The sequence below is a fragment of the Streptomyces sp. NPDC026417 genome (assembly GCF_055567695.1).
Map to the genome: position 1 here is coordinate 73,548 of NZ_JBVHPY010000019.1, position 16,169 is coordinate 89,716.

Annotated in this window: 18 protein-coding genes; 17 read left to right on the forward strand and 1 reads right to left on the reverse strand. The window is 71.2% G+C overall.

Features of this window, described 5'->3' with window-relative positions:
• The 12 genes from rplS to ACZ4NT_RS27485 all read left to right on the forward strand — a co-directional run bounded on the left by rplS (position 1) and on the right by ACZ4NT_RS27485 (position 9,906).
• Positions 1-351 carry a 50S ribosomal protein L19 gene (gene rplS, locus ACZ4NT_RS27430; protein ID WP_046258836.1) on the forward strand — a complete coding sequence of 117 codons (351 nt, stop codon included), beginning with the start codon at positions 1-3 and terminating at the stop codon, positions 349-351.
• A gap of 45 nt (positions 352-396) precedes the next feature.
• On the forward strand, positions 397-1,113 hold the full coding sequence (gene lepB, locus ACZ4NT_RS27435; RefSeq protein ID WP_121406211.1) for a signal peptidase I: 717 nt from the start codon (positions 397-399) through the stop codon (positions 1,111-1,113).
• Positions 1,106-2,182 (forward strand): signal peptidase I, encoded by a 1,077-nt coding sequence (lepB, locus tag ACZ4NT_RS27440; RefSeq protein WP_121406212.1) that lies wholly within the window; start codon positions 1,106-1,108, stop codon positions 2,180-2,182. The genes lepB (ACZ4NT_RS27435) and lepB (ACZ4NT_RS27440) overlap by 8 nt, the downstream gene beginning before the upstream one ends.
• Positions 2,070-3,029: a signal peptidase I gene (gene lepB / locus ACZ4NT_RS27445; protein ID WP_121406213.1), complete on the forward strand. Its 960-nt coding sequence runs from the start codon at positions 2,070-2,072 to the stop codon at positions 3,027-3,029. The genes lepB (ACZ4NT_RS27440) and lepB (ACZ4NT_RS27445) overlap by 113 nt, the downstream gene beginning before the upstream one ends.
• A gap of 82 nt (positions 3,030-3,111) precedes the next feature.
• Positions 3,112-3,855 carry a signal peptidase I gene (gene lepB / locus ACZ4NT_RS27450; RefSeq protein ID WP_121406214.1) on the forward strand — a complete coding sequence of 248 codons (744 nt, stop codon included), beginning with the start codon at positions 3,112-3,114 and terminating at the stop codon, positions 3,853-3,855.
• The gene (locus ACZ4NT_RS27455; RefSeq protein WP_121406215.1) at positions 3,845-4,375 is read left to right on the forward strand and encodes an NUDIX hydrolase; all 531 of its coding nucleotides are present in this window, start codon (positions 3,845-3,847) and stop codon (positions 4,373-4,375) included. Before lepB (ACZ4NT_RS27450) ends, ACZ4NT_RS27455 begins: the two co-directional genes overlap by 11 nt.
• A gap of 55 nt (positions 4,376-4,430) precedes the next feature.
• On the forward strand, positions 4,431-4,739 hold the full coding sequence (locus tag ACZ4NT_RS27460; RefSeq protein WP_003965949.1) for a DUF2469 domain-containing protein: 309 nt from the start codon (positions 4,431-4,433) through the stop codon (positions 4,737-4,739).
• A 197-nt stretch (positions 4,740-4,936) separates the two neighbouring features.
• On the forward strand, positions 4,937-5,308 hold the full coding sequence (locus ACZ4NT_RS27465) for a YraN family protein (protein WP_121406216.1): 372 nt from the start codon (positions 4,937-4,939) through the stop codon (positions 5,306-5,308).
• Positions 5,308-6,933, forward strand: a complete 1,626-nt coding sequence (locus ACZ4NT_RS27470) for a YifB family Mg chelatase-like AAA ATPase (protein ID WP_121406217.1) — start codon at positions 5,308-5,310, stop codon at positions 6,931-6,933. Before ACZ4NT_RS27465 ends, ACZ4NT_RS27470 begins: the two co-directional genes overlap by 1 nt.
• Positions 6,930-8,075, forward strand: a complete 1,146-nt coding sequence (gene dprA, locus ACZ4NT_RS27475; protein ID WP_467728072.1) for a DNA-processing protein DprA — start codon at positions 6,930-6,932, stop codon at positions 8,073-8,075. Before ACZ4NT_RS27470 ends, dprA begins: the two co-directional genes overlap by 4 nt.
• A 271-nt stretch (positions 8,076-8,346) precedes the next feature.
• Positions 8,347-9,183, forward strand: coding sequence for an RNA polymerase sigma factor WhiG (gene whiG, locus ACZ4NT_RS27480; RefSeq protein ID WP_467728073.1), 837 nt, complete (start codon positions 8,347-8,349; stop codon positions 9,181-9,183).
• Between the two features lie 165 nt (positions 9,184-9,348).
• The gene (locus ACZ4NT_RS27485) at positions 9,349-9,906 is read left to right on the forward strand and encodes a TetR/AcrR family transcriptional regulator (RefSeq protein WP_121406220.1); all 558 of its coding nucleotides are present in this window, start codon (positions 9,349-9,351) and stop codon (positions 9,904-9,906) included.
• Between the two features lie 162 nt (positions 9,907-10,068).
• On the opposite strand, the gene ACZ4NT_RS27490 is transcribed toward ACZ4NT_RS27485, so the two are convergent.
• Positions 10,069-10,599 carry a murein hydrolase activator EnvC family protein gene (locus ACZ4NT_RS27490; protein ID WP_467728074.1) on the reverse strand — a complete coding sequence of 177 codons (531 nt, stop codon included), beginning with the start codon at positions 10,597-10,599 and terminating at the stop codon, positions 10,069-10,071.
• 748 nt (positions 10,600-11,347) lie between these two features.
• Between ACZ4NT_RS27490 and rpsB the strand changes: the two genes are divergently transcribed.
• The 5 genes from rpsB to ACZ4NT_RS27515 all read left to right on the forward strand — a co-directional run bounded on the left by rpsB (position 11,348) and on the right by ACZ4NT_RS27515 (position 16,046).
• Positions 11,348-12,256: a 30S ribosomal protein S2 gene (gene rpsB / locus ACZ4NT_RS27495; protein WP_121406222.1), complete on the forward strand. Its 909-nt coding sequence runs from the start codon at positions 11,348-11,350 to the stop codon at positions 12,254-12,256.
• Positions 12,257-12,352: 96 nt separating this feature from the next.
• Positions 12,353-13,189, forward strand: coding sequence for a translation elongation factor Ts (tsf, locus tag ACZ4NT_RS27500; protein WP_121406223.1), 837 nt, complete (start codon positions 12,353-12,355; stop codon positions 13,187-13,189).
• A gap of 186 nt (positions 13,190-13,375) precedes the next feature.
• The gene (gene pyrH, locus ACZ4NT_RS27505) at positions 13,376-14,146 is read left to right on the forward strand and encodes a UMP kinase (protein WP_121406224.1); all 771 of its coding nucleotides are present in this window, start codon (positions 13,376-13,378) and stop codon (positions 14,144-14,146) included.
• A gap of 203 nt (positions 14,147-14,349) precedes the next feature.
• Positions 14,350-14,907: a ribosome recycling factor gene (gene frr / locus ACZ4NT_RS27510; protein ID WP_121406225.1), complete on the forward strand. Its 558-nt coding sequence runs from the start codon at positions 14,350-14,352 to the stop codon at positions 14,905-14,907.
• A complete protein-coding gene (locus tag ACZ4NT_RS27515) occupies positions 14,907-16,046 on the forward strand; it encodes a phosphatidate cytidylyltransferase (protein WP_121406226.1) in 1,140 nt (379 codons plus the stop codon). Before frr ends, ACZ4NT_RS27515 begins: the two co-directional genes overlap by 1 nt.
• Positions 16,047-16,169: the final 123 nt, after the last annotated feature.

Below are 16,169 nucleotides of genomic sequence, written 5' to 3' on the forward strand. Positions count from 1 at the left end.
ATGTCTCACCTGCTCGACTCCGTCGACAGCGCCTCGCTGCGCACCGACATCCCGGCCTTCCGCCCGGGTGACACCGTCAACGTCCACGTCCGCGTCATCGAGGGCAACCGCTCCCGTGTGCAGCAGTTCAAGGGCGTAGTCATCCGCCGCCAGGGCGCCGGTGTCCGCGAGACCTTCACGGTCCGCAAGGTCTCCTTCTCCGTCGGCGTCGAGCGCACCTTCCCGGTGCACACCCCGATCGTCGAGAAGATCGAGCTCGTCACCCGCGGTGACGTCCGTCGCGCGAAGCTGTACTACCTCCGTGAGCTGCGCGGCAAGGCCGCGAAGATCAAGGAGAAGCGCGACAACTGAGCTCGCGTACGGGGTCACGGAGGGGCCGGATAGCATCTGGCTCCGATGGACACCGAAGCACAGCCTGTGGAGCGCGACCGCTCCTCCCGCCCTTCCGGGCCCGAGACGACCTCGGACACGGAGGGCCCGGAGGGGCGGTCGCGTTCTGCGTTGGTGGACCGGGTGGCCGACTGGCTCCCGGGCGGCCGGATCACCCTCACCCTGCTCGTCTGCCTGCTGTTTCTGTTGCTCCTGAGCACGTTCGTGATGCAGCCGTTCCAGATTCCGAGCAGTTCCATGGAGCAGGGATTGAGGATCGGGGACCGCGTTCTCGTAAATAAGTTGGCGTACCGTTTTGGTGCCGAACCGCGGCGCGGCGACGTGGTCGTGTTCGACGGCACCGGGTACTTCGGGGACGCCGACTACGTGAAGCGCGTCGTCGGGGTGGGCGGTGACCACGTGGTCTGCTGCGACAAGGAGGGGAGGGTGGAGGTGAACGGCCGGTCGGTCGACGAGTCGGCGTTCCTCTATCCGGGGGACGACCCGTCCGACGTCTCCTTCGACGTCGTCGTGCCCGACGGCACCCTCTTCCTGCTGGGCGACCACCGCGGCCGCTCCAGCGACTCCCGCGACCACCTGGGCTCCCCGGGCGGCGGCATGGTCCCGGTCGGCGACGTGATCGGCCGGGCCGACTGGGTCGCCTGGCCCGCCGGCCACTGGACCCGGCTGGAGCGCCCCGGCGCCTACGCGCGCGTGCCCGCCGCGGACGGTGCCCATGGGTAACCGTGGGAGACCGCGCGGAGCCCCCAGCACCGCCGCCGACAACCTGCTGCCCACCGGATCCCGGCGGGCCGGCGGCGCCGCCCGCCCCGGCCGCGCCGAGCGCCGCAAGCTGGCCCGCAAGGTCAAGCGGCGCCGGCGCCGCTCCGCCGTCAAGGAGATCCCCCTCCTCGTCGGCGTGGCGGTCCTCATAGCCCTGGTCCTGAAGACCTTCCTGGTGCAGGCGTTCGTGATCCCGTCCGGCTCCATGGAGAACACGATCCAGATCGGGGACCGGGTCCTGGTCGACAAGCTCACCCCCTGGTTCGGCTCCAAGCCCCAGCGCGGTGACGTCGTCGTCTTCAAGGACCCGGGCAACTGGCTCGAAGGGGAGCAGACCACCCCCAAGAACGACCCCATCGTCGTCAAGCAGGTCAAGGAAGGCCTCACCTTCATCGGGCTGCTGCCCTCGGACAACGACAGGGACCTCATCAAGCGGGTCGTCGCGGTCGGCGGCGACACCGTCAAGTGCTGCGACAAGCAGGGCCGGGTGACCGTCAACGGGATGCCGCTGGAGGAGCCCTACATCCACCCGGACAACAAACCCTCGGCGTTCGCCTTCTCGGTGACCGTGCCGCAGGGCCGCCTCTGGGTGATGGGCGACCACCGGGCCAACTCGGCCGACTCCCGCTACCACCGGACCGAGAAGTACGGCGGCACCGTCTCCGAGGATTCCGTCGTCGGACGCGCCATGGTCATCGCCTGGCCCGTCGGCCACTGGACCCGGCTGAAGGAGCCGGACACGTATGCCTCCGTGCCGACTGCGTCGACCACCGCTCTCGGCCCGTCGCATAGGGTGGCTCCCGCGGATCGATACGGATTGATCCCGCTCCCGAGCCCTGCGGAACTCCCGCTCGTTATGGGAGTGGTGGGCCTGCGCCGGATGCGACGCGGGCGGCGGCACGGACTGAGGAGTGGATGTGGGGGACTTGGCGGTCGGCGCACGATCCGGACACGAGGGCCCGGAGGAGCGACCGGAGCGGCCCGGCGACACGGCTTCCCCGGCAGACGACGTCGCAGACTCCGGGAGTGATTCCGCGGAGGGCGGCGCCCCGAGCACGCGGGACGGCGGGGCGGACGGCCGGTCCCGGTCCCGGTCCAGGAAGCAGCGTTCCTTCTGGAAGGAACTCCCCCTCCTCATCGGCATCGCCCTGGTGCTCGCGTTGCTGATCAAGACCTTCCTGGTGCAGGCGTTCTCGATTCCCTCGGACTCGATGCAGAACACCCTCCAGCAGGGCGACCGGGTCCTGGTGGACAAACTGACGCCCTGGTTCGGCTCCGAACCCGAGCGGGGCGAGGTCGTGGTCTTCCACGACCCCGACAAGTGGCTGGCGGGCGAGCCCACGCCGAATCCCAACGCCGTGCAGAAGGCCCTGAGCTGGATCGGTCTGATGCCGTCGGCGGAGGAGAAGGACCTCATCAAGCGCGTCATCGGTGTCGCCGGCGACACCGTCGAGTGCAAGGGCAGCGGCCCCCTCAAGGTGAACGGCAAGGCGCTGAACGAGGAGTCGTACGTCTACGCCGGGAACACCCCGTGCAGCGTCGACGACCAGGGCGGCCAGTTCAAGGTGAAGGTGCCCAAGGGCAAAATCTGGGTCATGGGTGACCACCGCCAGAACTCGCTGGACTCCCGCTACCACCAGCAGGACGAGAACGGCGGCTTCGTCCCCGTGGGCAACGTGGTCGGCCGTGCCATCGTGATCGCCTGGCCGCCCACCCGCTGGGGCACCCTGCCGATCCCCGACACCTTCGACCAGAACCTCAGCGCGGCCGCTCCGGCAGCGCTCGGCCTGGCGGGCGCCGCTCCGCTGGTGCTGTGGCGCCGGCGCCGTCTCACGGTGGCGGACGCCAGGGTTTCTGGGCGGCGTACCGCCGGGTAGGGTGCCGTCCCAGATCGCCGATCTTCCGCGGCCCGCACCCCGGGCCCCGAGATCGAATTCTCCGAGTTGGGGGAGCACTGGGATGAGCAGGACGACAGGTCGTACGGACGAGGGCCACGGACGGCTCGGCAGCACGCTGTCGGGGCTGGCCGTGGCCCTCGGCTGTGTGCTCTTCCTCGGAGGATTCGTCTGGGGCGCCATCGTCTACCAGCCGTACACCGTGCCCACCGAGTCCATGACGCCGACCATCGCGGCCGGTGACCGCGTCCTGGCCGAGCGCGTGGACGGCGGGGAGATCGAGCGCGGTGACGTGGTCGTCTTCAAGCAGAAGACCTGGGGCGACATGCCCATGGTCAAGCGGGTCGTGGCGGTCGGCGGCGACACGGTCGCCTGCTGCACCGACGACAAGCTGACGGTCAACGGGAAGCGGATCGACGAACCGTATCTGCCCAAGGGCCAGGCCGCCGAGTCGAAGAAGATACCGACGATCAAGGTTCCCGAGGGGCGCCTGTTCCTGCTCGGCGACGAGCGCAGCGGTTCCCTGGACTCGACGGCCCATCTGACCGAGGCCTTCAGCGGCACGGTCCCGCGCAGCGCGGTGAAGGGGCGCGTGGACTCCGTGGTCTGGCCCATGAACGGCATGCTGGAGCGGCCCACCGGATTCGAGACCCTCGGGCCGATCTCGTCGCCCGGCCCGCTGCGGCTGGTGCTCGCCGCGGTGGTGGCCGGCGCGGTCCTGGTCCTCGGAGGTGCCGCCTACGGCCCGATCGCCAACCGCGCCTCCCGCCGCGGCCGGCCCCGGACGGAGCCGGCCGTTGCCCGCTGACCCGTCCTCGGCCGGACCCGCTCAGGACGCCTTCGAGGGCGGGCTGCGCAAGGTCGCCCGGGTGGTGCTGCTCGACCCGCAGGAGCGCATTCTGCTGCTGCACGGCCATGAGCCGGGCGACCCCGCCGACGACTGGTGGTTCACGCCCGGCGGCGGTCTGGAGGGCGAGGAGACGCGCGAGGAGGCCGCGCTGCGGGAACTCGCCGAGGAGACCGGCATCACCGAGGTCGAACTGGGGCCGGTGCTGTGGCGGCGGACCTGCTCGTTCCCGTTCGCCGGGCGCCGCTGGGACCAGGACGAGTGGTACTTCCTGGCCCGGACGACCCAGACGGAGACCGTCGCGGCCGGGCTGACGGAACTGGAACGGCGCAGTGTCGCCGGAGCGCGCTGGTGGACGTGCCGGGAACTGACCGAGGCACATGAGACGGTGTATCCGACCAGACTCGCCGGGCTGCTGCGCAGGCTGCTCGACGAAGGTCCCCCGGCCAGGCCCGAGGTCCTCGACACCGAAATCGTCTAGGGGCTCGCGGTGCTGGCGCACAATGGGGGGACGCACGGCTGAAGGGGAACATGCCATGAGCGCCGAGGACCTCGAAAAGTACGAGACCGAGATGGAGCTGAAGCTCTACCGGGAGTACCGCGATGTCGTCGGTCTGTTCAAATACGTGATCGAGACCGAACGGCGCTTCTACCTCACGAACGACTACGAGATGCAGGTGCACTCGGTCCAGGGTGAGGTCTTTTTTGAGGTATCCATGGCGGATGCCTGGGTGTGGGACATGTACCGGCCTGCTCGTTTCGTGAAGCAGGTACGGGTCCTCACCTTCAAGGACGTGAACATCGAAGAGCTGAACAAGAGCGATCTGGAGCTGCCCGGCGGCTGAAGACCGGGGCCGGTCGACTGACGCGGGCCCGCTGTTCCGGTGGTGGAGCCAGTGGAGCCGCGGGACTGGTGCGGTGGTGAGACCTGCGTGGGGTCGCTCGTGTGGGTGACGACGTTGTCCACAATCGAGCGGCCGTCCACCAAGATCCAATAGTGGACGGTCGCGGCCGCACTGTGGGCACCGGAGGTGGTGCCGACATGAACGCACAGACGGCTCGCAGTGCACTCGGCAGGTACGGCGAGGACCTGGCCGCGCGGCGGCTGACCGAGACCGGGATGACGGTCCTGGCGCGCAACTGGCGCGCCGGCCGGACCGGCGAGATCGACATCGTGGCCCGGGACGGCGACGCCCTCGTCGTCTGCGAGGTCAAGACCCGCAGGGCCGGGGCTTTCGAACACCCGATGGCGGCCGTGACGCCGGTGAAGGCGCGGCGCCTGCGGAGTCTGGCCGAGCGCTGGGTCCAGGGACACGGAGGCGCGCCGCCCGGCGGCGTCCGCATCGACCTCGTGGGTGTCCTCCTGCCCCTCCGCGGCGCCCCCGTCGTGGAGCACGTGCGGGGGGTGGCCTGATGGGATTCGCGCGTACGTGCGCGGTGGCCCTCGTCGGTGTGGAGGGCGTCGTGGTCGAGGTCCAGGCGGACCTGGAGCCGGGCGTCGCGGCCTTCACCCTGGTCGGCCTTCCGGACAAGAGCCTCACCGAGAGCCGGGACCGGGTGCGGGCCGCGGTGGTGAACTCGGGCGGGGCCTGGCCGCAGAAGAAGCTGACGGTCGGCCTGAGCCCGGCGTCCGTACCCAAAGGCGGTTCGGGCTTCGATCTGGCCGTCGCCTGCGCCGTGCTGGGCGCCGCGGAGCGGATCGATCCCCGGGTGCTCTCCGACATCGTCATGATCGGCGAACTGGGCCTCGACGGGCGGGTGCGGCCGGTCAGGGGCGTGCTCCCCGCCGTCCTCGCCGCCGCCGACGCGGGGTACGAGCAGGTGGTCGTCCCGGAGTGCGCGGCGGCGGAGGCCTCGCTGGTGCCCGGGATCTCCGTACTCGGGGTCCGCAGCCTGCGCCAGCTCATCGCCGTCCTCACCGACGAACCGGTGCCCGAGGAGGATCCGGACGAGCAGGGCCGCCCCGACCCGCTGCTGGCGGGACTGCGGGTCCCCGGCACGGGCGAGGCCACAGGGCTGTGCGGGATCGCCGTGCCGGAGCACGACCAGGGGCACGACCTGGCCGACGTCGTCGGCCAGATGTCGGCGCGCACCGCGATGGAGGTCGCGGCGGCCGGCGGCCACCACGTCTTTCTGCAGGGACCGCCCGGCGCGGGAAAGACGATGCTGGCCGAGCGGATGCCCGCCATCATGCCGCGCCTGGGCCGGCAGGAGTCCCTGGAGGTGACGGCGATCCACTCGGTCGCCGGCCTGCTGCCACCCGGCAAACCGATGGTGGACGCGCCGCCCTACTGCGCGCCCCACCACTCCGCGACGATGCAGTCGCTCGTCGGCGGAGGGAAGGGGCTGGCCCGGCCCGGAGCCGTGTCGCTGTCCCACCGAGGGGTGCTGTTCCTGGACGAGGCCCCCGAGTTCAGCGGTTTCGTGCTCGACGCCCTGCGCCAGCCCCTGGAGGCCGGGCACGTCGTCATCGCCCGGAGCGCGGGGGTGGTGCGCTTCCCGGCGAAGTTCCAGATGGTGCTCGCCGCCAACCCCTGTCCCTGCGGCCGCTTCACCGTCGGGACCGACTACTGCGAGTGCCCGCCCTCCGCCATCCGCCGCTACCAGTCCCGGCTCTCCGGCCCGCTCCTCGACCGGGTCGACCTGCGCGTCGAGGTGGAGCCGGTCACCCGCTCCGAGCTCACGGCGCGCGGCGCCCGGGGCGAGACGACGCGGACGGTCGCCGACCGGGTGCGTGCGGCCCGGGAGCGCTCGGCGGCGCGGCTGGCCGGGACCCCGTGGCGCACCAACAGCGAAGTGCCGGGACGCGAGCTGCGCGGCCGCTGGCAGGCCGTGTCCGGAGCCATGGACGAGGCCGAGCGGGGCCTGGAACGCGGAGTGCTGACCGCACGCGGCCTGGACCGGGTGCTGCGCGTGGCCTGGACCGTCGCCGACCTGTCGGGACACGACCGGCCCGACGCGGGAGACGTGGCCCTGGCCCTGCAGCTGCGCACCGGCGTACCCCGGGGCGTGCCCATGGTGATCGGCGCGCGGTCGTGACGGACGACGACCGGCTGGCCCGGATCACCCTCTCCCGGGCCGTCGAGCCGGGTGACGAGACCGCCGGGCGCTGGGTGCGCGCATTCGGGGCCGCGGAAGTGGCCCGGCGGCTGGTCGACGGAGGGGAGCGGCTGCCGGGGGTCACGCCCACGCGGTGGGAGGGGCTGCGGGGCAGGGCCGCCCGCGCCCGCCCCGAGCAGGATCTGCAGCGGGCCCGGGAAGCGGGGGTGAGGTACGTCTGCCCCGGCGACGGCGAGTGGCCCGCGCAACTGGACGACCTGGGTGACGGCCGCCCCGTCGGACTGTGGGTGCGCGGCGGGCCCCACCTGCGGATATGGGCACTCCGGTCCGTCGCCGTCGTGGGCGCCCGCGCCTGCACCGAGTACGGCGCGCACATGGCGGCCACCCTCGGCGCGGGTCTCGCGGAGCGGGGCTGGGTGGTCGTCTCGGGCGGCGCGTACGGCGTGGACGGTGCCGTGCACCGGGGCGCACTCGGGGCGGGTGGCGCCACCGTCGCCGTGCTGGCCTGCGGGGTGGACCGGCCCTACCCGCGCGGACACACCCAGTTGATCAGCAGGATCGCCGAACAGGGACTGGTCGTGGGGGAGTTGCCGCCCGGTGATCATCCGACGCCCAGCAGGTTCATCCTCCGGAACCGGGTCATCGCCGCGCTCACTCGGGGCACCGTCGTCGTCGAGGCCGCCCACCGCAGCGGCGCGCTGGTCACGGCGCGCGCGGCGCAGCGGCTCGGCCGGTTCACGATGGGCGTGCCGGGCCCCGCCACCAGCGGACTCTCGGCGGGGGTGCACGAACTCCTGCGCGGGGAGGCGGTCCTGGTCTCCGACGCCGGAGAAGTCGTCGAGCTGGTCGGTGACATGGGCGAGCTGGCCCCGGACCGGCGCGGGCCGGTGCTGCCCCGCGACCTGCTCGATCCGGCCGCCGGACGGGTGCTGGCCGCGCTGCCCGGCCGGGGCGCCGCCGCGGTGGATCTCGTCGCGCGCGGCGCCGGCACGACACAGGACGACGCGATCGGGAGACTGTACGAACTCCGAGCACTTGGATTCGTCGAACGACACGGCGACGGCTGGAAGTTGACACGCCAGGCGATGACCTCCGTTCACGAAGGTCACGGTCGGTGCTGACCGAGCGCGTTCGGCCGTCCGGGCGACCCCCGACAGCCTTGGCAATTCCCGCAGTTGACGCTTCCGGGTGATCACGGAGGGCGACGAACGCGACTCGGCGAGCGCCCGGAGTGTCGGGCTTCGCGTCCGGGTGATCCCCGGCCCTTCGCTCACTGCGACTCCTCAGTCACGCTACGCTCACGAGGATTCCGACGCAGACAGGCAACTCGACATCAGACCGACGGTTCACCCCCGCTCACCCAGTTCACGGCAGAACGGCACAAGGCGACGAATGCCCCAGCACACCTCCGGGTCTGACCGGGCGGCGGTTCCCCCCGCCGCCCGCGGCAGCGTGCGGCCGCCCGCACCCTCGACGGTCGAGGAGTTGTGGCGGTCGTACAAGACATCCGGGGACGAGCGGCTGCGGGAGCAGCTGATCCTGCACTACTCACCCCTGGTGAAGTACGTGGCGGGGCGGGTCAGTGTCGGGCTGCCGGCCAACGTGGAGCAGGCCGACTTCGTGTCGTCCGGGGTGTTCGGGCTGATCGACGCGATCGAGAAGTTCGACATCGAGCGGGAGATCAAGTTCGAGACGTACGCGATCACGCGGATCCGGGGCGCGATGATCGACGAGCTGCGGGCTCTCGATTGGATCCCGCGGTCGGTGCGGCAGAAGGCGCGCAGCGTGGAGCGGGCCTACGCCACGCTGGAGGCCCGGCTCAGACGGTCGCCCTCCGAGGGCGAGGTCGCCTCGGAGATGGGTATCGCCGTCGACGAACTCCACGCCGTTTTCAGCCAGTTGTCGCTGGCGAACGTGGTCGCCCTGGAGGAGCTGCTGCACGTCGGGGGCGAGGGCGGCGGCCGGCTCAGCCTGATGGACACCCTGGAGGACACGGCGGCGGACAACCCCGTCGAGGTCGCCGAGGACCGGGAGCTGCGGAGGTTTCTGGCCAGGGCCATCAACACCCTGCCGGACCGGGAGAAGACCGTGGTCACCCTCTACTACTACGAGGGGCTCACGCTCGCCGAGATCGGGAACGTCCTCGGGGTGACCGAGAGCCGGGTGAGCCAGATCCACACCAAGTCCGTGCTCCAGCTGCGGGCGAAGCTGGCGAGCTTCGGCCGCTGACGCGCGGCGGGGCCACCGCTGAATCGTCCCTGCCCGGCTGCCCGGCCGGGGCGGCGGCGGGGTCCGGAAGGAGACTGCTGCGCTCGGCCGGGTGGGCGGAGTGACTCCCGTCCGCGACGGTCCGTCCGTAAAGTGGTTGACGTGCCAAGGATTCGAGCGGCCTCCGTGGCCGAGCACCGGTCGATGCAGCGAGCCGCCCTGCTGGACGCGGCGCGGTCCCTGCTGTCCGAGGGCGGGACGGAGTCGCTGACCTTCCCGGCCCTCGCCGAGCGGACCGGCCTGGCCCGGTCCTCCGTCTACGAGTACTTCCGGTCCCGGGCGGCCGTCGTCCAGGAGCTCTGCGAGGTCGACTTCCCGGTCTGGGCGGCCGAGGTCGAGGCGGCGATGGCCGCGGCGGACGGACCCGAGGGCAAGGTGGAGGCGTACGTCAGGCAGCAGCTGGCCCTGGTCGGCGACCGGAGGCACCGGGCCGTGGTCGCCATCTCCGCGAGCGAACTCGACGCGGGTGCCCGCGAGAAGATCCGTGCGGCGCACGGCGGACTCGTCGCGATGATCGCGGAGGCGCTGCGGGCCATGGGGCACGCGGAACCCCGGCTCGCGGCGATGCTGCTCCAGGGGATCGTCGACGCCGCGGTGCGCCGCATCGAGCTCGGTGCGGCCGAGGACCCGGGGGCGATCACGGACGCGGCGGTGGGGATGGCGCTGCGGGGCGTGCGCGGCTGAGGTCCGCCGGACGGGCGGGTGTCCGGCGGTGATCCGGGGAGGGTCTCCTGCCGGCGATGACGGCTTCCCCGCCTTGGGCGTCACCCGGCTCGTTCGGTCTGTTTACAGCCCTCCTCAGGGTTCCGGTCGGGCCGTCGTCCCTGTTCGTCCCCGGCTGCGTGGTCACGGGAATGACCTGACGGAGGGTGTCCCGAGGACCGGGAGCAGGCGGGACGGGCCGTGGTGCAGGAGCCAGGGCGGCAGCAGGGAGAGCGGGTCCAGGTAGGTGTCTCCTCTCCGCAGGCCCCGGTGCAGGCAGGCGGCCGGGCAGTGGGCGCCCGTCGGTTCCAGGCTCCCCAGCGCATCTCCCGCCGCCACCTCGTCGCCCTTCTTCACCGACGGGCGGACCGGTCCGTACGTCGTCCGCAGCGGCGGGTCACCCGTCCCCGTCAGCTCGACCGAGACGACTCCGCGGCCCGCCACCCGGCCCGCGAAGGACACCCGGCCGGAGGCGACCGCGAGCACGGGCGCGCCGGGCGGAGCGGCCAGGTCGACGCCTCGGTGGCCGCGGCCGTACGCCGTGACCGGGGGTTCCCAGCCCCGTACGACCAGGGGGTGTGCGCCCGGCGCCGCGCGGACGGGCCAGGTGCGGCCCACGGCAGGCACCGACATGTCGGCGCCGGGCAGGCCGGGCGTGCCCGGCAATCCCGGCAATCCCGGTGACCCCGGCGGCCCTGATGGCCCCGGTGGCCCTGATGGCCCCGGTGGCCCCGATGACCCCGGCGGCCCTGATGACCTCGGCGGCTCGGAGGGCCGCGGTGACCCGTCCGGCCCCACCTGTTCCACCCGCCCCGTCCGAACCGCCCGCCCAGCCGGCTCGGTCGGCCCCACCCCTTCCCCCCGCCCCGTCCGAACCACCCACCCAGCCGGGTCGGTCGGCCCCGCCCGGTCGGTCGGCTCCGCTCGGTGGGCCGCAGGCCGTCCGCTCGCTTCCACTCGTCCGGGCGGGGCCTGACTCTCCGTGGCGAGAGCGAGGGCGAGACCGGTCGGGCCCACGGCCCCGAAGACCGTCGCCGTCAGGATCAGGCGGGACAGGAGAGACAGGAGGGACAGGAGGGCCGGCCGGGCCGGCAGGACCCGCGGCGCCACCGGCCACGTACGGTCACGTCGTTTCGCTCGCATGCGAGAACCGTCCCGCACCGCGCCCGTCCCCGCCGGGATCTGTGGAGGACCCACCGGTTGTGGACATCGGCGTCACCCGGCGCTCCGCGGGTCCCGTACACTTCTTGTGGCGATCCGGGTCACCGGGTCGACTTCGCACGCCCCGGCATCCGGCCCACGTCCTTCGACGAAAGCCGGTGTCAGCGCCCCTCGGTCCTCTGTGGCAAGGCGCATCGCGGGCGTCAGGCGCGAGTGCCGTCCGGCACGCGCGGCACAACCGAGAACCTCAAGGAGAACGGCCATGGCCGTCGTCACGATGCGGGAGCTGCTGGAAAGCGGCGTCCACTTCGGTCACCAGACCCGTCGTTGGAACCCGAAGATGAAGCGCTTCATCTTCACGGAGCGCAACGGCATCTACATCATCGACCTGCTCCAGTCGCTGTCGTACATCGACCGCGCCTACGAGTTCGTCAAGGAGACCGTCGCCCACGGCGGCACGGTCATGTTCGTCGGCACGAAGAAGCAGGCGCAGGAGGCCATCGCCGAGCAGGCCACCCGCGTCGGCATGCCCTACGTCAACCAGCGCTGGCTGGGCGGCATGCTCACCAACTTCTCGACCGTCTACAAGCGTCTGCAGCGCCTCAAGGAGCTCGAGCAGATCGACTTCGAGGACGTCGCCGCCTCCGGTCTCACCAAGAAGGAGCTTCTCGTGCTCTCGCGCGAGAAGGCCAAGCTGGAGAAGACCCTCGGTGGTATCCGCGAGATGCAGAAGGTGCCCAGCGCCGTCTGGATCGTGGACACCAAGAAGGAGCACATCGCGGTCGGCGAGGCCCGGAAGCTCAACATCCCGGTCGTCGCCATCCTCGACACCAACTGCGACCCCGACGAGGTCGACTACAAGATCCCGGGCAACGACGACGCGATCCGCTCCGTCACCCTGCTCACCCGCGTGATCGCCGACGCCGTCGCCGAGGGCCTCATCGCCCGCTCCGGCGCCGGCAAGGCCGAGGGTGACAAGGCCGCGGGCGAGCCGCTCGCCGCGTGGGAGCGCGACCTGCTCGAGGGCGAGAAGAAGGCCGACGACGCCGAGGCCCCGGCCGCCGAGGTGCAGACCTCCGCCGAGACCGAGAAGGTCGCCGACGCCGAGCAGGCCGAGGCTCCCGCCGAGGCCGCCGCCGAGGCCCCGGCCGCGGACGCCGAGCAGGCCTGACCCCTCACCCCTTCGGGTTGTCGAACGGCGGGGGCCCACGAAGCCCCCGCCGTTCGGTCCGTAGATCTTCAGACTTCGAGAGAGATTCCAGGAATCATGGCGAACTACACCGCCGCCGACGTCAAGAAGCTCCGTGAGCTCACCGGCGCCGGCATGATGGACTGCAAGAAGGCGCTGGACGAGGCCGACGGCAACGTCGACAAGGCCGTCGAGGCGCTGCGCATCAAGGGCCAGAAGGGCGTCGCCAAGCGCGAGGGCCGCTCCGCCGAGAACGGCGCCGTGGTCTCCATCATCGCTGACGACAACACCTCCGGTGTGCTGGTCGAGCTGAAGTGCGAGACGGACTTCGTCGCCAAGGGCGAGAAGTTCCAGGCCGTCGCCAACCAGATCGCGCAGCACGCCGCCGCGACGTCCCCCGCCGACATCCAGGCGCTGCTCGCGTCCGAGATCGAGGCCGGCAAGACCGTCCAGGCGTTCGTCGACGAGGCCAACGCCAACCTGGGCGAGAAGATCGTCCTGGACCGCTTCGCCCAGTACTCCGGCGCGTACGTCACCGCGTACATGCACCGCACCATGCCCGACCTGCCCCCGCAGATCGGTGTCCTGGTCGAGCTGGACAAGGCCGACGCCGACCTCGCCAAGGGCATCGCGCAGCACATCGCCGCCTTCGCGCCGAAGTACCTCTCCCGTGAGGACGTCCCGGCCGAGGTCGTCGAGTCCGAGCGCCGCGTCGCCGAGGAGACCACCCGCGCCGAGGGCAAGCCCGAGGCCGCCCTCCCCAAGATCGTCGAGGGTCGCGTCAACGGCTTCTTCAAGGAGGCCACCCTCCTCGGTCAGCCGTACGCGCTCGACAACAAGAAGTCCGTCCAGAAGGTTCTGGACGAGGCCGGTGTCACCCTGAAGCGCTTCACGCGCATCAAGGTCGGCATCTGAGTCCGTACCGCGATCGACGCGCGACCCCGCTAGGGTCGACAGCAGTCGTCCGCGTACGCCGGCACGCGTGCGTGCGTGACGGGCGACAGCAGATCTGACGAGGAGGCCATTGCCGCGTATGGGAGCCAACACCCCACCGGCAATGGCCTTCTTCGTATGTGCGACACGTAAAGAGGCGAGATCTTCATGACCACCACCCAGGCCGACCAGGGCGAGAAGACCGACGACGGCAAAGGTGCCGGACGCTTTCTGCTGAAGCTTTCCGGCGAGGCGTTCGCCGGCGGCGGCGGACTGGGCGTCGACCCCGACGTGGTGCACAAGATCGCCCGTGAGATCGCGGCCGTCGTGCGGGGCGGCGCACAGATCGCGGTCGTCATCGGCGGCGGCAACTTCTTCCGCGGTGCCGAGCTCCAGCAGCGCGGTATGGACCGGGCCCGCTCCGACTACATGGGCATGCTCGGCACGGTCATGAACTGCCTGGCTCTCCAGGACTTCCTGGAGAAGGAGGGCATCGACAGCCGCGTGCAGACCGCCATCACCATGGGGCAGGTCGCCGAGCCGTACATCCCGCTGCGCGCCGTGCGGCACCTGGAGAAGGGGCGCGTGGTCATCTTCGGTGCGGGCATGGGCATGCCGTACTTCTCCACGGACACCACCGCCGCCCAGCGCGCCCTGGAGATCGACGCCGAGGCCCTGCTGATGGGCAAGAACGGTGTGGACGGGGTCTACGACTCCGACCCCAAGACCAACCCGACGGCCGTCAAGTTCGACGGGCTCAGTTACGGCGAGGTCATCACCCGGGACCTCAAGGTCGCGGACATGACCGCCATCACGCTCTGCCGGGACAACAAGCTCCCGATCCTGGTCTTCGAGCTCCTGGCGGAGGGCAATATCGCCCGGGCCGTCAAGGGTGAGAAGATCGGCACACTCGTGGGTGACGACGACAGCCGGGCCTGACCGGGGACGGACCCCGCAGGGGTACGCGCCCCGACCGGGACGGACCCCGCAGGGGCAGCCCCCTGACCGGGACGGACCCTGACCGGGGGATGGACAATGTCCTGCCGGTCCGGAACCGTGCAGGAACAAGACGCGACGCAGCCGGCCGCCGACCCCGACGAGGAACAGCTGCCGGGCCTACTCAAGACACGCAGGAGCAAGTGGTGATCGAAGAGACCCTCCTCGAAGCCGAGGAGAAGATGGAGAAGGCCGTCGTGGTCGCCAAGGAGGACTTCGCCGCGATCCGCACCGGTCGTGCGCACCCGGCGATGTTCAACAAGATCGTGGCGGACTACTACGGTGCGCTGACGCCGATCAACCAGCTGGCCTCGTTCTCGGTGCCGGAGCCGCGCATGGCCGTGGTGACCCCGTTCGACAAGAGCGCGCTGCGCAACATCGAGCAGGCGATCCGCGACTCCGACCTCGGTGTCAACCCGAGCAACGACGGCAACATCATCCGGGTGGTGTTCCCCGAGCTGACCGAGGAGCGCCGCAAGGACTACATCAAGGTCGCCCGGACCAAGGCCGAGGACTCCAAGGTGTCCATCCGCTCCGTGCGCCGCAAGGCCAAGGACGCCATCGACAAGCTGGTCAAGGACGGCGAGGTCGGCGAGGACGAGGGCCGCCGTGCGGAGAAGGAACTCGACGACACCACCCACAAGTACGTGGCCCAGGTGGACGAGCTCCTCAAGCACAAGGAAGCTGAGCTGCTCGAGGTCTGATGAACGACTCTTCCTGGGGAGCGCCGCCACAAGCCGGGTACTGGGGGCCGTCCGAGCAGGGGCCTGTCCAGGGGGCAGCCCCGGCGGGTCCCACGTACGATGCGCATGACGCCCAGCAGACTCGCCCCATGCCCATCGTGCCCGAGGTGCCCGCGTACGGCGGAGACCAGGATGACGACCGGGGGGCCGCTCGGCTGAGCGGCCCCTTGTTCCGCGACGAGACACCAGCGGCGGCGCCCTACGCGGGGCCGTCGTACCACCCGCAGAGTCCGCAGGAGCCCATGCCCAGCGCCGCCCACCCGCCAGCGCCCGCACCTCAGAAGAAGAGTGCGGGCCGGGACCTGGGTGCGGCCATAGGGGTGGGTGTCGGACTCGGTGCGGTGATCATCGCGTCGTTGTTCGTCGTCAAGGCCGTGTTCATCGGGGTGATAGCGGTCGCCGTGGTGGTGGGCCTGTGGGAGCTCACGTCACGGCTCTCGGAGCGCAAGGGCATCAAGGCGCCGCTCGTTCCGCTGGCGATCGGTGGTGCGGCCATGGTCGTCGCCGGTTACGTGCGGGGCACCGAGGGTGCCTGGGTGGCGATGGCGCTCACCGCGCTCGCGGTCCTCGTCTGGCGGATGACGGAACCGCCCGAGGGGTACCTCAAGGACGTCACGGCCGGGGTCTTCGCGGCCTTCTACGTGCCGTTCCTCGCCACGTTCGTCGCCCTCATGCTGACAGCCGACGACGGTCCCTGGCGCGTCCTGACGTTCCTGCTGCTCACCGTCGTCAGCGACACCGGTGCGTACGCCGTCGGCTGGCGCTTCGGCACGCACAAGCTGGCGCCGCGCATCAGCCCCGGCAAGACCCGCGAGGGTCTCGGCGGCGCCATCGCCTTCGCCATGGCGGCCGGCGCGCTGTGCATGCAGTTCCTGATCGACGACGGGAGCTGGTGGCAGGGGCTGGTCCTCGGCCTCGCGGTCGCCGCCAGCGCCACGCTCGGCGATCTCGGCGAGTCCATGATCAAGCGTGACCTCGGCATCAAGGACATGGGCACGCTCCTGCCGGGCCATGGCGGCATCATGGACCGGCTCGACTCCCTGCTTCCGACGGCGCCCGTGGTGTGGCTGCTGCTGGTGCTCTTCGTGGGGTCCGGCTGACCGGCACGTCGCCGGCCCGCTGTTGCGTACGGGAGGGGGGGGGGGGGGGGGGGGGGGGGGGGGGGGGGATAGGGGGGGGCGGTCCGATAGCGGGGAGGAGAGAGGAGAGCGAGGGAGAGGGAG